The following is a 15871-nucleotide window of genomic DNA, read 5'->3' on the forward strand; positions in this document are numbered from 1 at the left end:
ATCCATTTCTTACTATGGATTAGGTGCCTGCCTAACGCAAACCCGCACGCTGCGCGGCCCGATCTATTGCGGCGGCCACTTCCTCGGCAGCCACGACCTGCGGCATGTGGCCGATGCCGGGCAGTTCGATCAGCTCTGCCCCCGGTATCTGTTCGATCAGGCGGTGCGAGTGCCACTCAAGCCCCACGGTGTCGTCGGCGGTGCCGTGCAGGATTTCCGTCGGCACCGAAATCTCGGCATAGCGGGGTTGCAACGTGGCGACTTCGTCCAGCAGGTTGGCGCGTTGTTTGGCATTGGCGTGCATCGAGGCCCGGCGCATCGTCAGTTCCGGCCCGAAATGCGCGGCATATCCTTCGGGGGCCGTCTGCGGGGCGAAGACCTTGTCCATCGCCTGTTCGACATACCAACCCGGCACGTAAGAGGTGATCAGGGGCAGTGCGAGCGTGTTCCCGACCGGGGTCGAGGCGAGGCGGTTGAACCCATCAAGCGGCGTCTCCCACGGGATGGCGGCGGGGGCGATCAGAACAAGGGCCGAGATATTGTCGGGCCGCGTTACGGCCCAGGCAAGCGAGACGGATCCGCCATAGCTTTGGCCAGCGACGATGGGTTTATCAGCCCCTAGCTGAGCGGCAGCCTTCTGCAGGATGTCAGCCTGTTCGGTGATGGTTTCTCCGTCAGGATTGAAACTGGCGGAATAGCCCAGCCCCGGACGATCAAACACGATGACACGGTAGGTCTGGGCAAGGATTGGCGCCAACGCAAAGGTCATGTCGCGCGTGTTTCCGCTGGACCCGTGGATCAGTACCACATCGGGGCCTTCGCCCATCACGACAGCGTGGACTGCGATCCCATCGACATCTAAAATCTGACCTTCCGGTGGAAAGGCAGCCTCGGCCCGTGTTTCGATCTGGGCGCTGCGCCACGCGGTGAATGCGGCAAAGCCAAGAACGAGTACGGCGAATGATATCAGAAGCTTAACGGCCAATTTCGTCCATGTCGAAAGGTGTGGTCTGGTAAATCTCGTTGATCCAGTTGCCGTACAAAAGATGCGCGTGGCTGCGCCAGCGGTTTTGCGGCGTCCGGGTCGGGTCGTCATCGGGGTAGTAGTTCATCGGCACGTTTATCGGCGTGCCATTGGCCACGTCCCGATCATATTCCTGCTTCAACGTATCGCTGTCATACTCAAAATGGTTGAAGATATAGAGCGCACGATGCCCCGGATCCTCGACCAGACAGGGGCCCACATCGTCGCTGCCCAGCAGGGTGTTCAGCCCCGGTGCGCCGTCAATCTCGGCCTGTTTCATTTCGGTCCAGCGGCTGACCGGAATGACGCAATCATCCGAGAAGCCGCGCAGGAACGGAGACGCCGCGTTCAGGTTCCGGTGTCGGAAACAGCCAAACGCTTTGGCATCCAGCATGTGCTTTTTGACGCCGTGGAAATGGTTGATCATCGCCATCCCGCCCCAACAGACGCCGAAGGTGGAATGCACGTTGGTCTGGGTCCACTCGAAAACTTCGCTGATCTCGTCCCAATAGGTAACGTCCGGAAATTCCAGATGTTCAATCGGAGCGCCGGTGATGATCAGGCCATCGAACTTCTGGTCCTTGACCTCCTGAAAGGGGCGATAGAACTCGGCCATATGTTCGGCTGCGGTGTTCTTAGTCCGATGCTCGGTCATGCGGATCAGGGACAGATCGATTTGCAGCGGCGTTGCACCGATCAGACGTGCGAACTGATTTTCCGTCTGAATCTTCTTGGGCATCAGATTCAGCAACCCGATCTTCAGGGGGCGGATATCCTGACGCATTGCCTGATCCTCGGCCATGACCATGACGCCTTCCTTGGTCAGGACGTCAAAGGCGGGCAGGTCTGAGGGGATCTTGATCGGCATCGGTTCAGGCTTTTTTGGGTTTTTACAGAAGCTTGTAGTTAGGCGTTCTTGGGTTGGGTCTCAAGGGCGCGTTCGATCAACTCATCGAAATCGGCCGCGTCGCGCACCTTGCCTATCTCATCGGCGGTGATGGTGATGCCCCAGTTTTTGGCCATGGCCGCATATCTGGGCTGACGATGGGCCAGCGCCTGCGCATAGGTCCAGCGGATGAAGGCATTCGGATCGACCTCGGCCTCGGCGCAGCCGTGCTGGTCCAGATAGTCGGTCCACACGCGGGTCAGGAATTCGGCCTGATAGGACATCGGTTTCGGAGCTTTGTCGAAGCGGCGGACAAGTTCTGCCGTGTGATCCTCGTCCCCTTTCAGCCAGATCATCAGCGTGTGCTTGGACAGTTCGGTCATCACCTGATCAGACGGATCATTCGGATCGACCCATTCGCAGATCGACCCGCCGGTGTCGCAGATGAAATGCGGGTAATGATACAGACGCTGCGCCCTGTCGATGAAATACTCGGTATCCAGCAAGGCATGAATCTCGGCCAGTCGGAACTGTTCCTGACGGCGGTGGTATTCGGGCATCTCAAGCCCGCCTTTGGCTGGATCGCCGGGCTTGCCCAGATAGGCGGCGACAGGTGTCAGGTTCTCGAATGAGATGTTTGAGCCGATATAGATCGAATCCGACAAAAGCAGGTCGCGCAGAAACGGCACCTTCATCGCCTCGGCCTTGGCATTGTCGGTGATGTATTCGCCCATGTAGCGCGTGCCGATCCTGTAATCGATCGAGTAATGGAACCAATCGCCCGAATCCCGCAGGATGTTCGACACATAGGTTTTGCCCAGGCCCGACATGCCGAAAAACAGCACTTTCTTCCGCGCAGCGCTGCGCCAATCCTTTGCCGAGCCGTAGATCATGTTCCGCTGTCCCTTAGTTTTGCCTTTGCTAGAACGGGCAGGGGACCGCGTCAATCGCGCTTGCCCGAGCGGTTCAGGATTACCAGCCCAAAGGCAAGGATGGCAAAACCGATATAGGCATTGGGTGGTAGTGCTTCGTCCCTTAGACCCGCGCCAAGGACAATGGCGATGGGCGGGATGACCAAAGTGACCAGCATCAGGTTGCCGCTGCCAGCCATTGCCAGCACCCGGTAATACAGAAGATAGGCCCCCGCCGTCGCAATGATGGCATAGTATCCAATGGCCGCCCATGTTGCCGCCGGAAGGCGCAGGGTTGGCACGCCATCAACCATTAGCGTGATCGGCAGGATCATGAGTGTCGCGCCGGTCAGCATACCCGCCGCTGCGACGACTGGGGACATGCCGGACAGGTGTTTTCGGCCCCACACGCTGGCGAAGGCATAAGACACCGTGCCCGCTAAAACGGCGAGCTGAGCCAGGCTTTGCAGGTTGAAACCTGCAAAGTTGCCAAGGCCGATGGCGACCGAGACGCCCGCAAACCCAAGAACGACCCCGGTCAGGCGCGATTTTGTCAGCCGTTCATCCGCGAAGAATAAGGCCGCAACCAGCACGCCAAAGATCGCCGTTGCCGCATTCAAGATGGCCACAAGTCCGGTGTCGATGTGCAACTGTCCCCACGCCATCAGCGAGAAGGGAACGGCATTGTTCAAAAGACCCATGATCAAGAAGGCCAGCCAGGTTCGTGGGTCCGTGGGCAGCTCAAGGCGCTTGATCCAAACGACCAGCCACAGCGCGGCCATGGCCCAGAACGTGCGGTGCAGGACCGAGGTCATCACCGGTATCGTATCCAGAGCTATGCGAATCGACACAAAGGACGCGCCCCAGATCAGGCCAAGCAGCAACAGTTCGGCCCAGGCGCGGGATGAGAGATGTTTCTGAGGTTCCATAGGGCCAACCTGTCACCACGCGAACGCCGAAGCGACCCGAAACATGCGACAAAAAAGACCCCGCCGAATGGGCGGGGCCTTGTGTTTGCGTGATCGGTCAGATCAGTCCAAAGCGTAGGTGATCTGGAAACCAACACTCCAGGCGCTGTTGCCTGAGAAGTCGGCGCGCGCGTTGGGGCCTGCGCCGTCCACGGTCGCATCGCCGATGTCGGTATAGCGGATGCCTCCCGAGATTTTGGCTTTTTCCAACGAATATGTTCCACCGACACCGATGCTCCAGAAACCGTCGGTCGGACCAAGGTTCGATACTGGTTCACCCTCGTCGGTTTCATAGCCAAGTGTTACCGCACCAGAGAATTCGTCGGAAAACTGATAACCAAGACCGAGCGAATAGGTATAGGTGGCGTTGTCGTAGTCGACAAGTGGGTTAAATGGATAATTCGGCGGCGAAAAGTTGAGCTGAGGCCAGTCAACCCAACGAATAGATCCGAAAAGCAGGGTCTTCGGGGCGACGCCAGTCTGAAAATCCAGATTGACCGATTGCGGTGTTTCGATCTCGGTTCCTGAGTTGAGTGTACCGGTGGAATCAAGTGCCTCGGTTTGCGAGAGGTTATGGCTGATCTTTGAATTGTAAGTCAGTGCGACACGAGCAGCAATTTCCGGTTTTTCCCAAGCGATTCCGACAACATATCCGAACGAAATGTCCGCGTCCGTATTGACTTCATACCCGGCTACAAGTGGTACGCTGACCGATGCCTTTACGCGCTGCGCGCGTACGCCACCCAGTGCGCTGAACCCGTTGTCAAATTTGTAACGCAAAAGCGCGGTCACAGCATCTGTGTCTGCGGTTGCATTCAGAGTATCCTGGCGTCCAGCAGGGTTTGGGTTGATCGACAGCGGGTAATCATCGGCATATTCAATGTCCGCGCCGAAAGGTTGATCATACATGATCGCAAAGTCCAACTGCTCAGTCAGAGCAGTCTTGTACCCCAGATGCGGTGTAAAAAAGTCATTTGCAACGTTGCCCGAATCGACAGGTTGACCAGCATTTGGCCCGATTAACGCAGGCATTGTTCCCGATACGCTTGGGTTGGTGTACCCAAGGCGAAACTGAACAACCGATCCCTCCTCAAAGATCAGGTTGATGCCTTGCCCGCTTCGATCCAGGCCACCTGCATGACCAACTGTCGCCCCAAAGCAAAGCGCACATGTCGTCAGTAGCGCTTTTTTCATTTTGAACCTCCCTTTACAGTCCCTCGCAGGTGCTTTCGGCTACGCGTTGAGTGTGAGTTGCGTACCAACCTGCAAAAATGTGCCCGATACTTTCTTTCCGGTTAGTTTAAGGTCAAGTCGTGACCGTGCGTTACTAGTTACGACTAGAGTCGCGGACTGTTGCCAAACTGTTACGATTCTCGGACCGCACGTTCAGGAAAATCCCCGAGAAGATCACGGCAGCCCCCAGCATTGTCCAATGATCGATGGGCTCGTTGTAAAGAAGCATTCCGACCACGGCGATTGTGGGGAGACGCGCGAAGTCAAAGGGGATGACCACAGTGGCCGGAGCGATGGCTAACGCGTTGGTAATACAGAAATGTGCCAGCAATCCGGCCAGCCCGACCAACAGCAAGTAGGGCGCTGTTTGCAGGGTGGGAAGGGCGATCTGACCGTCCAGACCTGCGGCCGCAGCCCCCAGAACGGCCTGCATAACAGCAAGCCAGAACATGATGCATCCGATGCTTGCAAACCGCGTCAGCTTTTTGGTGGTTATCGTTGTAAACGCGAAGAAAATCGCCGAGGCGGCAGCCATCATCAAGCCGGGGCTTAGCGGGGCGGTGCCGGGACGCGTTACGATGAGGATACCTGCAAAACCGATCAGGGCCGCAGTGACCTTGAGTGTTGTCAGACGCTCATTCAAAAACAACGGCGATAGCAGGATGACCCACAGCGGCTGCGTGAACTCCAGCGCGAAGACCTGTGCCAAAGGAATCACCCCGACCGCGTAGAACCACAGATTCTGTCCGGTGAAATGCAGCGCGTTCCGGATCGCATGAAGGCTCAGGCGTTCGGTGGTGACCTGATGCCACCCGCGAATTGCGCTTAGCACAGTCGCGACGACAATGATGCCCACGATGCTGCGATACATCATGATTTCGAACGTGTCGTGATGCAGGCTCAGTTCGCGCCCGGCGACAGCCATCGAGGAAAACGACAGGATCGCGCCGATCATCCAGAAACCGGCCTTGAAGACCTGGACCGATCCTTTCTCCACCCCGCATCCTCCGCGCTTTGTTCCTGTGTCTTACAGGGCTTAAACGGATTCGGGCGGATCGGGCACCCTGAATCCGGTTTTGACGGATCTGCGCTGAATCGCGCAATGGGTCACGCCTGAGTTCAGCAGGGTCCTAAGAACCTAAGGTCGGCGCAGAAGCAGCGCCAGTAAACAAAAAAGCCGGGATGGTGATCACCAATCCCGGCTTTTGCGATGCTCTGTCATTCCCACTCGATCGTTCCGGGGGGTTTTGATGTGATGTCATAGGTGCAGCGGTTGATGCCCTTGACCTCGTTGATGATTCGCGTGGCGGTTTCGCCCAGGAACTCGTGGCTGAACGGATAGTAATCGGCGGTCATACCATCGACCGAGGTCACAGCGCGCAAGGCACAGGCATAGTCATAGGTGCGGCCGTCACCCATAACGCCAACGGTGCGCACGGGCAGAATGGCAACGAAGGCCTGCCAGATGTCGTCGTAAAGGCCGTGTTTGCGGATCTGGTCGATGTAGATGGCATCGGCATCGCGCAGGATCTCCAGCTTTTCGCGGGTGATCTCGCCCGGGCAGCGGATGGCCAGCCCCGGTCCGGGGAAGGGGTGGCGGCCGATGAAGCTGTTTGGCAGGCCCAGTTCGCGGCCCAGTGCCCGGACTTCGTCCTTGAACAATTCGCGCAGGGGTTCGACCAGTTTCAGGCCCATCTTTTCCGGCAGGCCGCCGACATTGTGGTGCGACTTGATTGTCACCGAGGGCCCGCCCGAGAACGAGACGGATTCGATCACGTCGGGGTACAGCGTTCCTTGCGCCAGGAACTCGGCCCCATCGATGGTGTCGGCGTGTTTCTGGAACACGTCGATGAACAGTTTGCCGATGATCTTGCGTTTGGTTTCCGGGTCGCTCTGACCGTCCAACTCGCCAAGGAACAGCTCGCTTTCATCCGCGTGGATCAGCTGAATGTTGTAGTTGTCGCGGAACATGCCCACGACCTCGGCGGCTTCGTTCTTGCGCAGCAGGCCGTGATCGACAAAGACACAGGTCAGCTGGTCGCCGATAGCCTCGTGAATCAGGATCGCCGCGACCGAGCTGTCGACGCCGCCGGACAGACCGCAGATGACCTTTTTGTCGCCAACCTGTTCACGGATATTGCGGATCATCTCTTCGCGATAGGCACCCATGGTCCAATCGCCCTTGAACCCGGCCAGCTTGACGAAGTTTTCGTACAGCTTTGCGCCTTTGGGCGTGTGGTGCACCTCGGGGTGGAATTGCACCGCATAGAAGTGGCGCGCGGGGTCTGCTGTGATCGCGTAGGGCGCGTTGGGCGAGGTGCCGTAGACCTCAAAACCCGGTGCAATTTCGCTGACATGGTCGCCGTGGCTCATCCAGACCTGTTCGTCGCCGTCAGCGAACCAGCCGTCCAGAATGTCTAGCTTGCTTTCCGGTGTAACAAAGGCACGACCGAATTCGGCAGTGCCATGGCCGCTTTCGACCTTGCCGCCAAGCTGGTGCATCATCACCTGCTGACCGTAGCAAATACCAAGGATCGGCACGCCATAGTCGAAAATCTCTTGCGGGGCGCGGGGCGAGCCATCGCGCGTGACGCTGTCCGGGCCGCCCGAAAAGATCACGGCGCGCGGCGCCATCTGGCGCACCACATCCATCGTGACATTTTGGTAGGGGTGGATTTCGCAATAGACGTTCAGTTCACGCAGGCGACGGGCAATCAGCTGCGTCACCTGGCTGCCGAAGTCGATGATCAGAAGGCGGTCATGGGTGTCTTGGGTCATATCCGCGCCTTAGGCCAAGCGCACCTGTTTCGCAAGAGCAACCTCTGATTCTCAAAGGGGGTCAGCGATTCAAAAAAAAGGAATTGTAAAAGTTTTGTAACGAAAATATGACAACTCGGCTGGGTCGATGTATATACAAATAGAACAAGGGACCGAAATTGCCGATTTCCATCGAGATTGCCGCACTGAATCTGGCTTTGGCGCTGTTTTGCGGCGCGCTAATCGGGTCCGAGCGTCAGGTCCGCCAAAGAATGGCCGGGCTGCGGACAAATGCGCTGGTCGCGCTGAGTGCCGCTGCGTTTGTTGTATTCTCGGCGCTGTTTCCGGATGAGGTGAGCCCGACGCGCGTTGCGGCGCAGGTCGTTTCGGGAATCGGCTTTCTGGGGGCCGGTATCATTTTCCGGCACGGATTCACCATTCATGGCCTGAATACGGCTGCTACCCTGTGGTGCTCGGCTGCTGTCGGAATGATGGCGGGGGCAGGGGCCTGGGTGTTTGCCGTCATGATGACGGGTTTCGTGATTTTTGTGAATCTCGGGCTCAGGCCGTTGGTGAAATGGCTCAAGCGCACCACACGTGCCGGGGTGCCGCTGACGCAAGAGTTCAAGATCCTTCTTCAATGCTCGGAAGAAGCGCAGGCAGATGCGCGTGTCGCTGTTCTCAAGGCATTGGCGCAAAACGATGTTCGAATCGTTGGCTTTGAAAAGGGCGATGCGGTGGAAGGCAAACGAACAATCGCTGTTCTGGTCTCGATGGAAGATCACCCCGAGGAACTGCAGCACAAGGTTGTCGCTCCTCTGATGCTTGAGCCGAGCATCGACAGCATTGAATGGGATACGGTTTCCGAAGCGTAACGCCGCGGTGCAGATCTACGCCAATGTGAAGCGCAATGTCGCTTTTCCCCCCAGAGCGCCGTAAACCATATGCTCGATGACGCTCAATCCTGTAACTAAACGGTCAATCTAACCATTCAGACGGGATTTTCTCATGGCAGAGGCAAACACCCGGCGCAGGGCGAGAGGCGGCGGTGGCGCTGCCCGCCGGGCCGAGCGCACCGCGGTTCGCATCGAAACTGCAAAGTATATCGAACGCAATATTCCGAATTTCGAAGTTCTCAACGAAGAAGCGTTGGAGATCATCGAATACAACGCGGAAACAGTGCTGGAAGAGATCGGCGTCAACTTCGTCGACAACCCGGCGGCGCTGGAACGCTGGCGCGATGCGGGCGCGGATATCGATGGTGAGCGTGTGCGCATCCCGCGCGGTCTGGCGCGTGAGTTGATCAAGACCGCCCCCAGCCAATTCACGCAACACGCCCGCGACCCCGAGAAATCGGTCGAAATTGGCGGCCGCAATCTGGTGCTTGCTCCGGTCTATGGCCCGCCATTCGTGCGTGACGCGCAGGGCGGTCGCCGCTATGCGACCATGGATGACTTCAACAAATTCGTGAAACTGGCCTATATGTCCAAGTGGCTGCACCACTCGGGCGGGACAGTGTGCGAACCGACCGATATTCCGGTGAACAAGCGTCACCTGGATATGCTCTTGGCGCATATGACCCTGTCGGACAAACCCTTTATGGGATCCGTGACCGACCCCAGCCGCGCGCAGGATTCGGTTGAGATGTGCGAGATTCTGTTCGGCAAAGAGTTCGTGCAGGAAAACACGGTGATGACCTCGTTGACCAACATCAACTCGCCGATGACATTCGACGATGTGATGATGGGCTCCCTGGAGGTCTATGCACGCAACAATCAGGCTTGCATCATCTCTCCGTTCATCGTCGGTGGAGCGATGGCTCCGGTGTCGGTTGCCGGGACGCTGACGCAGGTTCTGGCCGAGGTTCTGGCCGGTGTCGCCTATAGCCAGATCATTCGCCCCGGCGCGCCTGCGATCTTTGGCGCGATGGTGACCTCGATCGACATGAACTCGGGCGCGCCGACATTCGGAACGCCCGAAGCCTCGCACATTACCTACGGCGCGGGCCAGTTGGCGCGGCGTCTGAACCTGCCTTACCGTTCGGCCGGCTCGTTCTGCGGGTCGAAACTGCCGGACGCGCAAGCGGCGTATGAAACAGCCAACTCGTTGAACATGGGTCTGCTATCGGGTGTGAACTTCATGCTGCATGCCTGCGGCTGGCTTGAAGGCGGTCTGGTCGCTGATTTCGAGAAATTCGTCATGGATGCCGATCAACTGGGCATTCTGCACGGCTTGGCCAAAGGCGTGACCTATGACGAAAACGCGCTGGCCATGGACGCGATCCGCGAAGTCGGGCCGGGCGGTCACTATCTGGGTTGCGCGCATACGCAGGCCAATTTCAAGGACGCGTTCTGGAAAACCGAAATGCTGGACTACAAGCCGTTCGAGACCTGGCAGGAAGAAGGCGCCCGCGATACGCGCGCCCTGGCAACTGCGCGGGTCGAGCATCTGCTGGCAAACTATCAGCAGCCGCAGATGGACCCGGACAAAGCCGCCGCGCTTGAGGCTTATGTAGCGGAAAAGAAAGCCTCTATGCCGGACGCTTTCATCTGATCAAGTAGTGTACGAGGCGCGGCTGGCCTGATACAGCTGCGCCTCGCCCAACAGGGCAATCAGAAGATCCAGATGCCGGACCAGAGAATAGGCAGCATCTTCTTCTTTTCGTTGCTCATTTACCTCTCTCTCAAGCTCTAGCAACCGCATCAGGGCCGCGCCTGTGCCGGGCAGCGAACCATATCCCAGAATGCGTTGCAGGTGCCGGTCCCGATTGTAATCCTGCGCCCCGTGTTTGGCCGCCCGTGCCAGCAGTCGGGGGCGGCGAAGCGTTGTGATCATGGTCATCAGGTCCTGCATGTTCGTGTTCCCTTGTACGAGCTTTGACGGCCTGTTTGTCACACAACCTAAGCGGGTGTTGCCTTGGTTCGGCTCCCCCCGAACGATGGTTTCACGACTGTTTATCTTTTTGAATCAAATCTGGTTCCAGGCCGTTGGGGTTAACGAACGAGTAACGAAAGCACCTCTAGTTAGATTTGGTTAACTCAAATTCCGAGGGCGAAAAGTGGCAGTCTGTTTTGTCGACGAGGGCAAATGAATATGGAAAACAACGTGGCTTTCACCATCCCGGCATGGGTGCCTGAAGGGGCGCAGAGATACCTTGCTCATACCGAGACCGGCCGATCGATACGGGATATCGCGCGATCGGCAGGGTGCCATGCGTCGACCATTCTTCGGCAGATCAGACGCATTGAAATGCGCCGTGACGATCCGCTTGTGGATGCAGCCCTGCAATCGCTGGCCGAAACCCATTTTTCGATTTCCGAAAACCACCGTGCCTTGCCGGACGAGGGGGAAGAGGACGTTTTCGATCAGGAAGCCATGCGCGTTCTGCGCCGTTTGTGCGAAACCGGGTCGGTGCTTGCTGTGGCCGAAGATATGGACAAGGCAGTTGTGGTTCGGGATACGGGCGAGGCCGGTGCGACCCGAACCGCCGTGGTCGAATGCAGGATTGCACAGGCGCTGGCCTTGCAGGACTGGATCACCTGCGACAATCCCGGGCGGATTTCGCGTTACCGGATATCGGCATCAGGTCGCACCGCGCTGAGCCGTCTTGTAGCCGAGGCTGAGAACAAAGCCCGCGCGCGCAATGAATTTGGTATGGCCGAAGCGCAAACACCGTTTCAGGCCAAAGCCGCCTCGGACCAAGGCGACCGGGCGCGGCGCATCCGCTATAGCGCTGCAGAAAGCCCGCTGATCGCGCTGGCGCGGCGTCGGGATCGGGACGGTAAACCCTTTCTGGACGAGACCCTTGTCAGTGCAGGGGAGCGCCTGCGCGAAGATTTTGAACTGGCGCAGATCGGCCCTCAGGTGGCGCAGAATTGGGACCGGTTTCTTACAAGCGGTGGCCGGGGCAGTTTCGGCAGCGAGTCGCATGGCGGACGCGGGTCCTCTGATGCGCGCGACCGGGTGGCGCGGGCCTTGTCTGATCTGGGTCCGGGTCTCAGCGATGTTGCCTTGCGGTGTTGCTGCTATCTGGAAGGGCTGGAATTGGCGGAAAAGCGTATGGGATGGTCGGCGCGGTCCGGTAAAATCGTCCTGCGCATCGCTTTGCAGCGCCTGAAACGACACTATGAAGATCAGGCTGAACGGGATCGGATGATCGGTTAGAAGTCATACATAACCCTTGCAGATCACTTGGGTGGTGATAAGCAGGGGTTATGAATTTCACACTCAGACAGCTGCAATATTTTCAGGCCGTGGCCGAGCAGCGCAACTTTGGGCGCGCGGCGCAGGTCTGTAACGTATCGCAGCCTGCTTTGTCCGTTCAGATCAAAGCGCTTGAGGAAACCATGGGCGGGGTGCTGTTCGAGCGGCAGGCGCGCGATATTCTTCTGACACCGCTTGGCCGGGATGTTCTGGACCGCGCGCGACTGATCCTTGGTGCGGCAGACCGTTTGGATCAGTTTGCGCGCGACCATTCAGGCGGGCATCGGTCGCTGTCGATCGGGATCATCCCGACCATTGCGCCGTATCTGCTGCCCGGCGTTCTGGCCGGGTTAAGGGCCGGCGATGTCTCGCTGCGGGTGCAGATCCGCGAGGCCAGAACCGAACACCTGCTGACCCTGCTGCGTACCGGAGAAATTGACGCCGCGGTTCTGGCCTTGCCTGTCGCGGGGTCGGAGTTCAGGGAGACGCCCTTGTTTCAGGATCAGTTCCTGTTGGCAGGCAGCGCCGCGCGGTTGGAAAAAGTATCCGCAACCCCGGACATGCTGCGCCCGCTGGACCTGCAATCTGCGCAATTGATGCTGTTGGAAGACGGCCATTGCCTGACGGATCAGGCGCTTGAGGTATGTGGTCAGGATCGGGGCAGCGGCCAGATCAACATGGGCGCATCCTCGCTGGCGACCCTGTCGCGGTTGGTGGCCGAAGGGTTTGGCCTGACCCTGATCCCGGAACTTGCCGCACGGGCCGAGGGTGAGGCAGTTCCCGGCCTGAAACTTCTCCGCTTTGGCGCGCCACAACCGGCCCGTACCGTGGGTCTGGTCCGCCGCGTGTCCAGCGGGGATGAAGACTGGTCTGACCGGCTGGCCGAGGTTATCCGCGAGGTCGGAGAATCCATCGTATCCGCCACCCGAAACTGAAAAGGCCCGCCAAAGGGCGGGCCAATCGGGAAAAGACGGATCGCGCTTCAGGCCAGTTCAGGCTCGGCCGCCTGTTGCAGGTGCTGCATCAGGTTTTCCGGCGAGGACACGCCATAGGGATCTTCAGGGCAGTTATCCATCAGGCCGGGCTCTTCGAACCACGCCTCGACCACACCGTCATTGATGATCGCAGCATAGCGCCACGAGCGCATTCCAAAGCCCAGATTGTCCTTGTCGACCAGCATGCCCATCTTGCGGGTGAATTCGCCGGATCCGTCGGGGATGACCTTGACGTTTTTCAGGCCCTGATCCTGCGCCCATTTGTTCATGACAAAGCTGTCATTGACCGACATGCAGTAAATCTCGTCCACACCCTTGGCGACGAAATCTGCGTGGCCTTTTTCGAAACCGGGCAGTTGATAGGTCGAACAGGTCGGCGTGAACGCGCCAGGAAGCGAGAACAGGATGACCCGCTTGCCCGCAAAGTAATCTGCGGTTGTCATGTCCTGCCAGCGATAGGGGTTGGGGCCTTCGACAGCCTCGTCGCGGACGCGGGTGTGGAAGGTAACCTGCGGCAGTTTGGTTCCGGTTTTCACGTTCAAGCTCCTGTGATTCACATGTGATCCGGGCGTGATTTAAAACAGGTCTAAAATGCCTTCAATCCAAGAAATGCTGCGGGCGCAAAGCGTCGCTTTTGTAATTGTCCTTTGAAATGTATGGAAAAGATGTAGTTTAAGGTTAAACTAAAATGCACTATTGGGATAGCTTGCATAGCGGCTATGCGTCGCTGGCGTAACACCTATGACTGCTTTATGTTATGAGAACAGAAAGTTGACCCAAAGTCAGGAAAACTGCCCGTGCGAGATCTGAAAATCCCCGAGCAACGTCACCCCGAAAAGGCGCATCGCCCGGACAATGCACAGCCCAAGAAGCCGAAATGGATCAGGGTCAAGGCGCCCGGCGGGAAAGGCTATGCCGACACGCATAAGATCATGCGTGAAAACAATCTGGTCACCGTCTGCGAAGAGGCCGGGTGCCCGAATGTAGGCGAATGCTGGAGCCAGGGCCACGCCACCATGATGATCATGGGCGAGATTTGTACCCGCGGCTGTACCTTCTGCAACATCGCCACCGGACGCCCCGATGCGCTGGACGTGTTCGAACCCGGTCGCGTGGCACATGCGGTTGAAAAACTGGGTCTGAACCACGTGGTGATTACCTCGGTGGACCGCGATGACCTGACCGATGGCGGGGCCGAGCATTTTGCGCAGACCATCCGCGCGGTCCGTCATCGCTCACCCAAGACGACGATTGAGATTCTGACGCCGGATTTCCTGAAATGCGCGCCCGAAGTGCTTGAGACTGTTGTCGAGGCGAAACCGGACGTGTTCAACCACAATCTTGAGACCGTACCGGGCCTTTACCCCGAGGTCCGTCCCGGCGCGCGGTATTTCCATTCGCTGCGCCTGTTGCAGCGGGTGAAAGAACTGGACCCGTCGATCTTCACCAAGTCCGGCATCATGGTGGGTCTGGGCGAAGACAAACAGTCGGTCGGTCAGGTGATGGACGACATGCGCGCCGCCGATATCGATTTCCTGACCATCGGTCAGTATCTGCAACCGACGCCCAAGCACCACGCGGTGGACCGGTTTGTCACGCCAGAAGAGTTCGAGTCGTACGAAAAAGCGGCCTATGGCAAAGGGTTCCTGATGGTCTCGGCCACGCCGTTGACCCGGTCGTCCTATCACGCAGGCGATGATTTCGCCCGCCTGCGCGCCGCCCGGCAAGAGAAGCTGGGGCAGGCGTGACACCTGACACGCTGGCGCGGCTGATTGGGTTGCGCCATGGCTTGCACAAACAGCCCGAACTGTCCGGAGCCGAGCACGAGACCGCCGCCCGGATTGCGGATGAATTGCGCGGCATCGGCGCGGATTGCGTGTTGACCGGGCTTGGTGGGCACGGCGTCGCCGCTGTGTTCGACAGCGGTCAGGACGGGCCATGCGTTGGTATTCGGTGTGAGCTGGATGGGTTACCGATTCAGGAACTCTCGGATGTTCCTTACGTCTCGCAGAGACCGGGCCGGGGGCATCTGTGCGGGCATGACGGCCATATGTCGATGGTGTTGGGCGTGGCGCTGGCGTTGCAGAAACAGCGCCCCGAACGAGGTCGCGTTGTTTTGATCTTCCAGCCTGCCGAGGAAACCGGGCAGGGGGCCACAGCCTTCCGCGCCGATCCTCAATTCGCTGAAATCGCACCTGATTTCGTGTTTTCGCTGCATAATCTTCCGGGTTTGCAACTTGGCGCGGTCGAGCTGTGTAAAGGCCCCGCCAATTGCGCGTCACGCGGGATGCGTATTGCGTTGACGGGTAAGACGTCGCACGCGGCCGCGCCTCAGGACGGGGTCTCTCCGGCGGGCGCGTTGGCGGCTTTGATCCCGGCGCTGACGGCGCTTGGCGGTGGTGGCGCGCTGAACGCGGATTACGCTCTGACCACGATCACCCATGCCAGTTTGGGCGAACAGACATTCGGCGTCGCCCCCGGACAGGCCGAGCTTTGGGTGACGCTGCGAACGGTATCCGACGACCGGATGTCCAAACTGATTGCGGATGCCGAGACCCTGGTGCAGCAGGTCTCGCAGTCCGAGGGGCTGGGTGCCACGATCACTTACGAAGACGTTTTCGACGCCTGCACCAATCATTCGGATGCGGTGGAGATTTTGGCCCAAGCCTGCGCCGCCCAAAACGTTGCGTGTAAACGGACCAACGCACCACAGCGGTTTTCCGAGGATTTCGGCCAATTCGGCAAAGACGCGAAGACCGCGATGTTCTGGCTCGGGGCCGGGCGCGATCATCCGCAGTTGCACAACCCGGATTACGATTTTCCCGATGCGTTGATCCCGATCGGAACCGGAATCTTTCTGAATGCGGTCCGTCAGGTTTTGGGTTAAGCCAGCC

General features: G+C 58.6%; 15 protein-coding genes. 6 read left to right on the top strand and 9 right to left on the bottom strand.

The features are described from left to right. Positions 1-31 precede the first annotated feature (31 nt). From ACR0KJ_RS02965 to guaA, 7 genes are all read right to left on the bottom strand, one after another. Complete coding sequence (locus ACR0KJ_RS02965) at positions 32-985, bottom strand: alpha/beta fold hydrolase (RefSeq protein ID WP_480625942.1); 954 nt, start codon at positions 983-985, stop codon at positions 32-34. Then, positions 975-1892, bottom strand: coding sequence for a homoserine O-acetyltransferase MetA (metA, locus tag ACR0KJ_RS02970; protein ID WP_170451156.1), 918 nt, complete (start codon positions 1890-1892; stop codon positions 975-977). The genes ACR0KJ_RS02965 and metA overlap by 11 nt, the downstream gene beginning before the upstream one ends. A 38-nt stretch (positions 1893-1930) precedes the next feature. Next, entirely contained in the window at positions 1931-2803 is an 873-nt protein-coding gene (locus ACR0KJ_RS02975) for an ATPase (protein ID WP_480625943.1), read from the bottom strand. Between the two features lie 50 nt (positions 2804-2853). Then, a complete protein-coding gene (locus ACR0KJ_RS02980; protein WP_480625944.1) occupies positions 2854-3750 on the bottom strand; it encodes a DMT family transporter in 897 nt (298 codons plus the stop codon). Positions 3751-3852: 102 nt separating this feature from the next. Further along, positions 3853-4983, bottom strand: coding sequence for an outer membrane protein transport protein (locus tag ACR0KJ_RS02985; protein ID WP_170451149.1), 1131 nt, complete (start codon positions 4981-4983; stop codon positions 3853-3855). A gap of 133 nt (positions 4984-5116) precedes the next feature. After that, positions 5117-5977, bottom strand: coding sequence for a DMT family transporter (locus ACR0KJ_RS02990; RefSeq protein WP_480626268.1), 861 nt, complete (start codon positions 5975-5977; stop codon positions 5117-5119). Positions 5978-6240: 263 nt separating this feature from the next. Beyond that, positions 6241-7800, bottom strand: a complete 1560-nt coding sequence (gene guaA, locus ACR0KJ_RS02995; protein ID WP_480625945.1) for a glutamine-hydrolyzing GMP synthase — start codon at positions 7798-7800, stop codon at positions 6241-6243. Between the two features lie 158 nt (positions 7801-7958). Here guaA and ACR0KJ_RS03000 point away from each other — a divergent pair, with 158 nt between their 5' ends. After that, entirely contained in the window at positions 7959-8654 is a 696-nt protein-coding gene (locus ACR0KJ_RS03000) for an MgtC/SapB family protein (protein ID WP_170518227.1), read from the top strand. A 133-nt stretch (positions 8655-8787) separates the two neighbouring features. After that, positions 8788-10332, top strand: a complete 1545-nt coding sequence (locus ACR0KJ_RS03005; protein ID WP_170518230.1) for a trimethylamine methyltransferase family protein — start codon at positions 8788-8790, stop codon at positions 10330-10332. Here the strand turns inward: ACR0KJ_RS03005 and ACR0KJ_RS03010 are convergent, their stop codons facing one another. Beyond that, complete coding sequence (locus ACR0KJ_RS03010; protein WP_170518233.1) at positions 10333-10632, bottom strand: DUF6477 family protein; 300 nt, start codon at positions 10630-10632, stop codon at positions 10333-10335. Between the two features lie 240 nt (positions 10633-10872). On the opposite strand from ACR0KJ_RS03010, the gene ACR0KJ_RS03015 reads away from it, so the two are divergent. Both ACR0KJ_RS03015 and ACR0KJ_RS03020 read left to right on the top strand, forming a co-directional pair. Beyond that, positions 10873-11943, top strand: coding sequence for a DUF6456 domain-containing protein (locus ACR0KJ_RS03015; protein WP_170453065.1), 1071 nt, complete (start codon positions 10873-10875; stop codon positions 11941-11943). Between the two features lie 50 nt (positions 11944-11993). After that, positions 11994-12917, top strand: coding sequence for a LysR substrate-binding domain-containing protein (locus ACR0KJ_RS03020; RefSeq protein ID WP_170451139.1), 924 nt, complete (start codon positions 11994-11996; stop codon positions 12915-12917). Between the two features lie 47 nt (positions 12918-12964). On the opposite strand, the gene ACR0KJ_RS03025 is transcribed toward ACR0KJ_RS03020, so the two are convergent. Further along, positions 12965-13513 (bottom strand): peroxiredoxin, encoded by a 549-nt coding sequence (locus ACR0KJ_RS03025; RefSeq protein ID WP_170451137.1) that lies wholly within the window; start codon positions 13511-13513, stop codon positions 12965-12967. A gap of 261 nt (positions 13514-13774) precedes the next feature. Here ACR0KJ_RS03025 and lipA point away from each other — a divergent pair, with 261 nt between their 5' ends. Together lipA and ACR0KJ_RS03035 are read left to right on the top strand one after the other, a co-directional pair. Next, positions 13775-14725: a lipoyl synthase gene (lipA, locus tag ACR0KJ_RS03030; protein ID WP_170518239.1), complete on the top strand. Its 951-nt coding sequence runs from the start codon at positions 13775-13777 to the stop codon at positions 14723-14725. Then, positions 14722-15864: an amidohydrolase gene (locus ACR0KJ_RS03035; protein ID WP_480625946.1), complete on the top strand. Its 1143-nt coding sequence runs from the start codon at positions 14722-14724 to the stop codon at positions 15862-15864. Before lipA ends, ACR0KJ_RS03035 begins: the two co-directional genes overlap by 4 nt. Positions 15865-15871: the final 7 nt, after the last annotated feature.

It is taken from the genome of Ruegeria sp. AD6 (assembly GCF_056542325.1).

Coding starts and splice junctions, on each gene's coding strand:
- metA (WP_170451156.1), bottom strand. CDS start 1,892: ATGCCGATCAAGATCCCCTCAGACCTGCCCGCCTTTGACGTCCTGACC.
- ACR0KJ_RS02975 (WP_480625943.1), bottom strand. CDS start 2,803: ATGATCTACGGCTCGGCAAAGGATTGGCGCAGCGCTGCGCGGAAGAAA.
- ACR0KJ_RS02980 (WP_480625944.1), bottom strand. CDS start 3,750: ATGGAACCTCAGAAACATCTCTCATCCCGCGCCTGGGCCGAACTGTTG.
- ACR0KJ_RS02985 (WP_170451149.1), bottom strand. CDS start 4,983: ATGAAAAAAGCGCTACTGACGACATGTGCGCTTTGCTTTGGGGCGACA.
- ACR0KJ_RS02990 (WP_480626268.1), bottom strand. CDS start 5,977: ATGATCGGCGCGATCCTGTCGTTTTCCTCGATGGCTGTCGCCGGGCGC.
- guaA (WP_480625945.1), bottom strand. CDS start 7,800: ATGACCCAAGACACCCATGACCGCCTTCTGATCATCGACTTCGGCAGC.
- ACR0KJ_RS03005 (WP_170518230.1), top strand. CDS start 8,788: ATGGCAGAGGCAAACACCCGGCGCAGGGCGAGAGGCGGCGGTGGCGCT.
- ACR0KJ_RS03010 (WP_170518233.1), bottom strand. CDS start 10,632: ATGCAGGACCTGATGACCATGATCACAACGCTTCGCCGCCCCCGACTG.
- ACR0KJ_RS03015 (WP_170453065.1), top strand. CDS start 10,873: ATGGAAAACAACGTGGCTTTCACCATCCCGGCATGGGTGCCTGAAGGG.
- ACR0KJ_RS03020 (WP_170451139.1), top strand. CDS start 11,994: ATGAATTTCACACTCAGACAGCTGCAATATTTTCAGGCCGTGGCCGAG.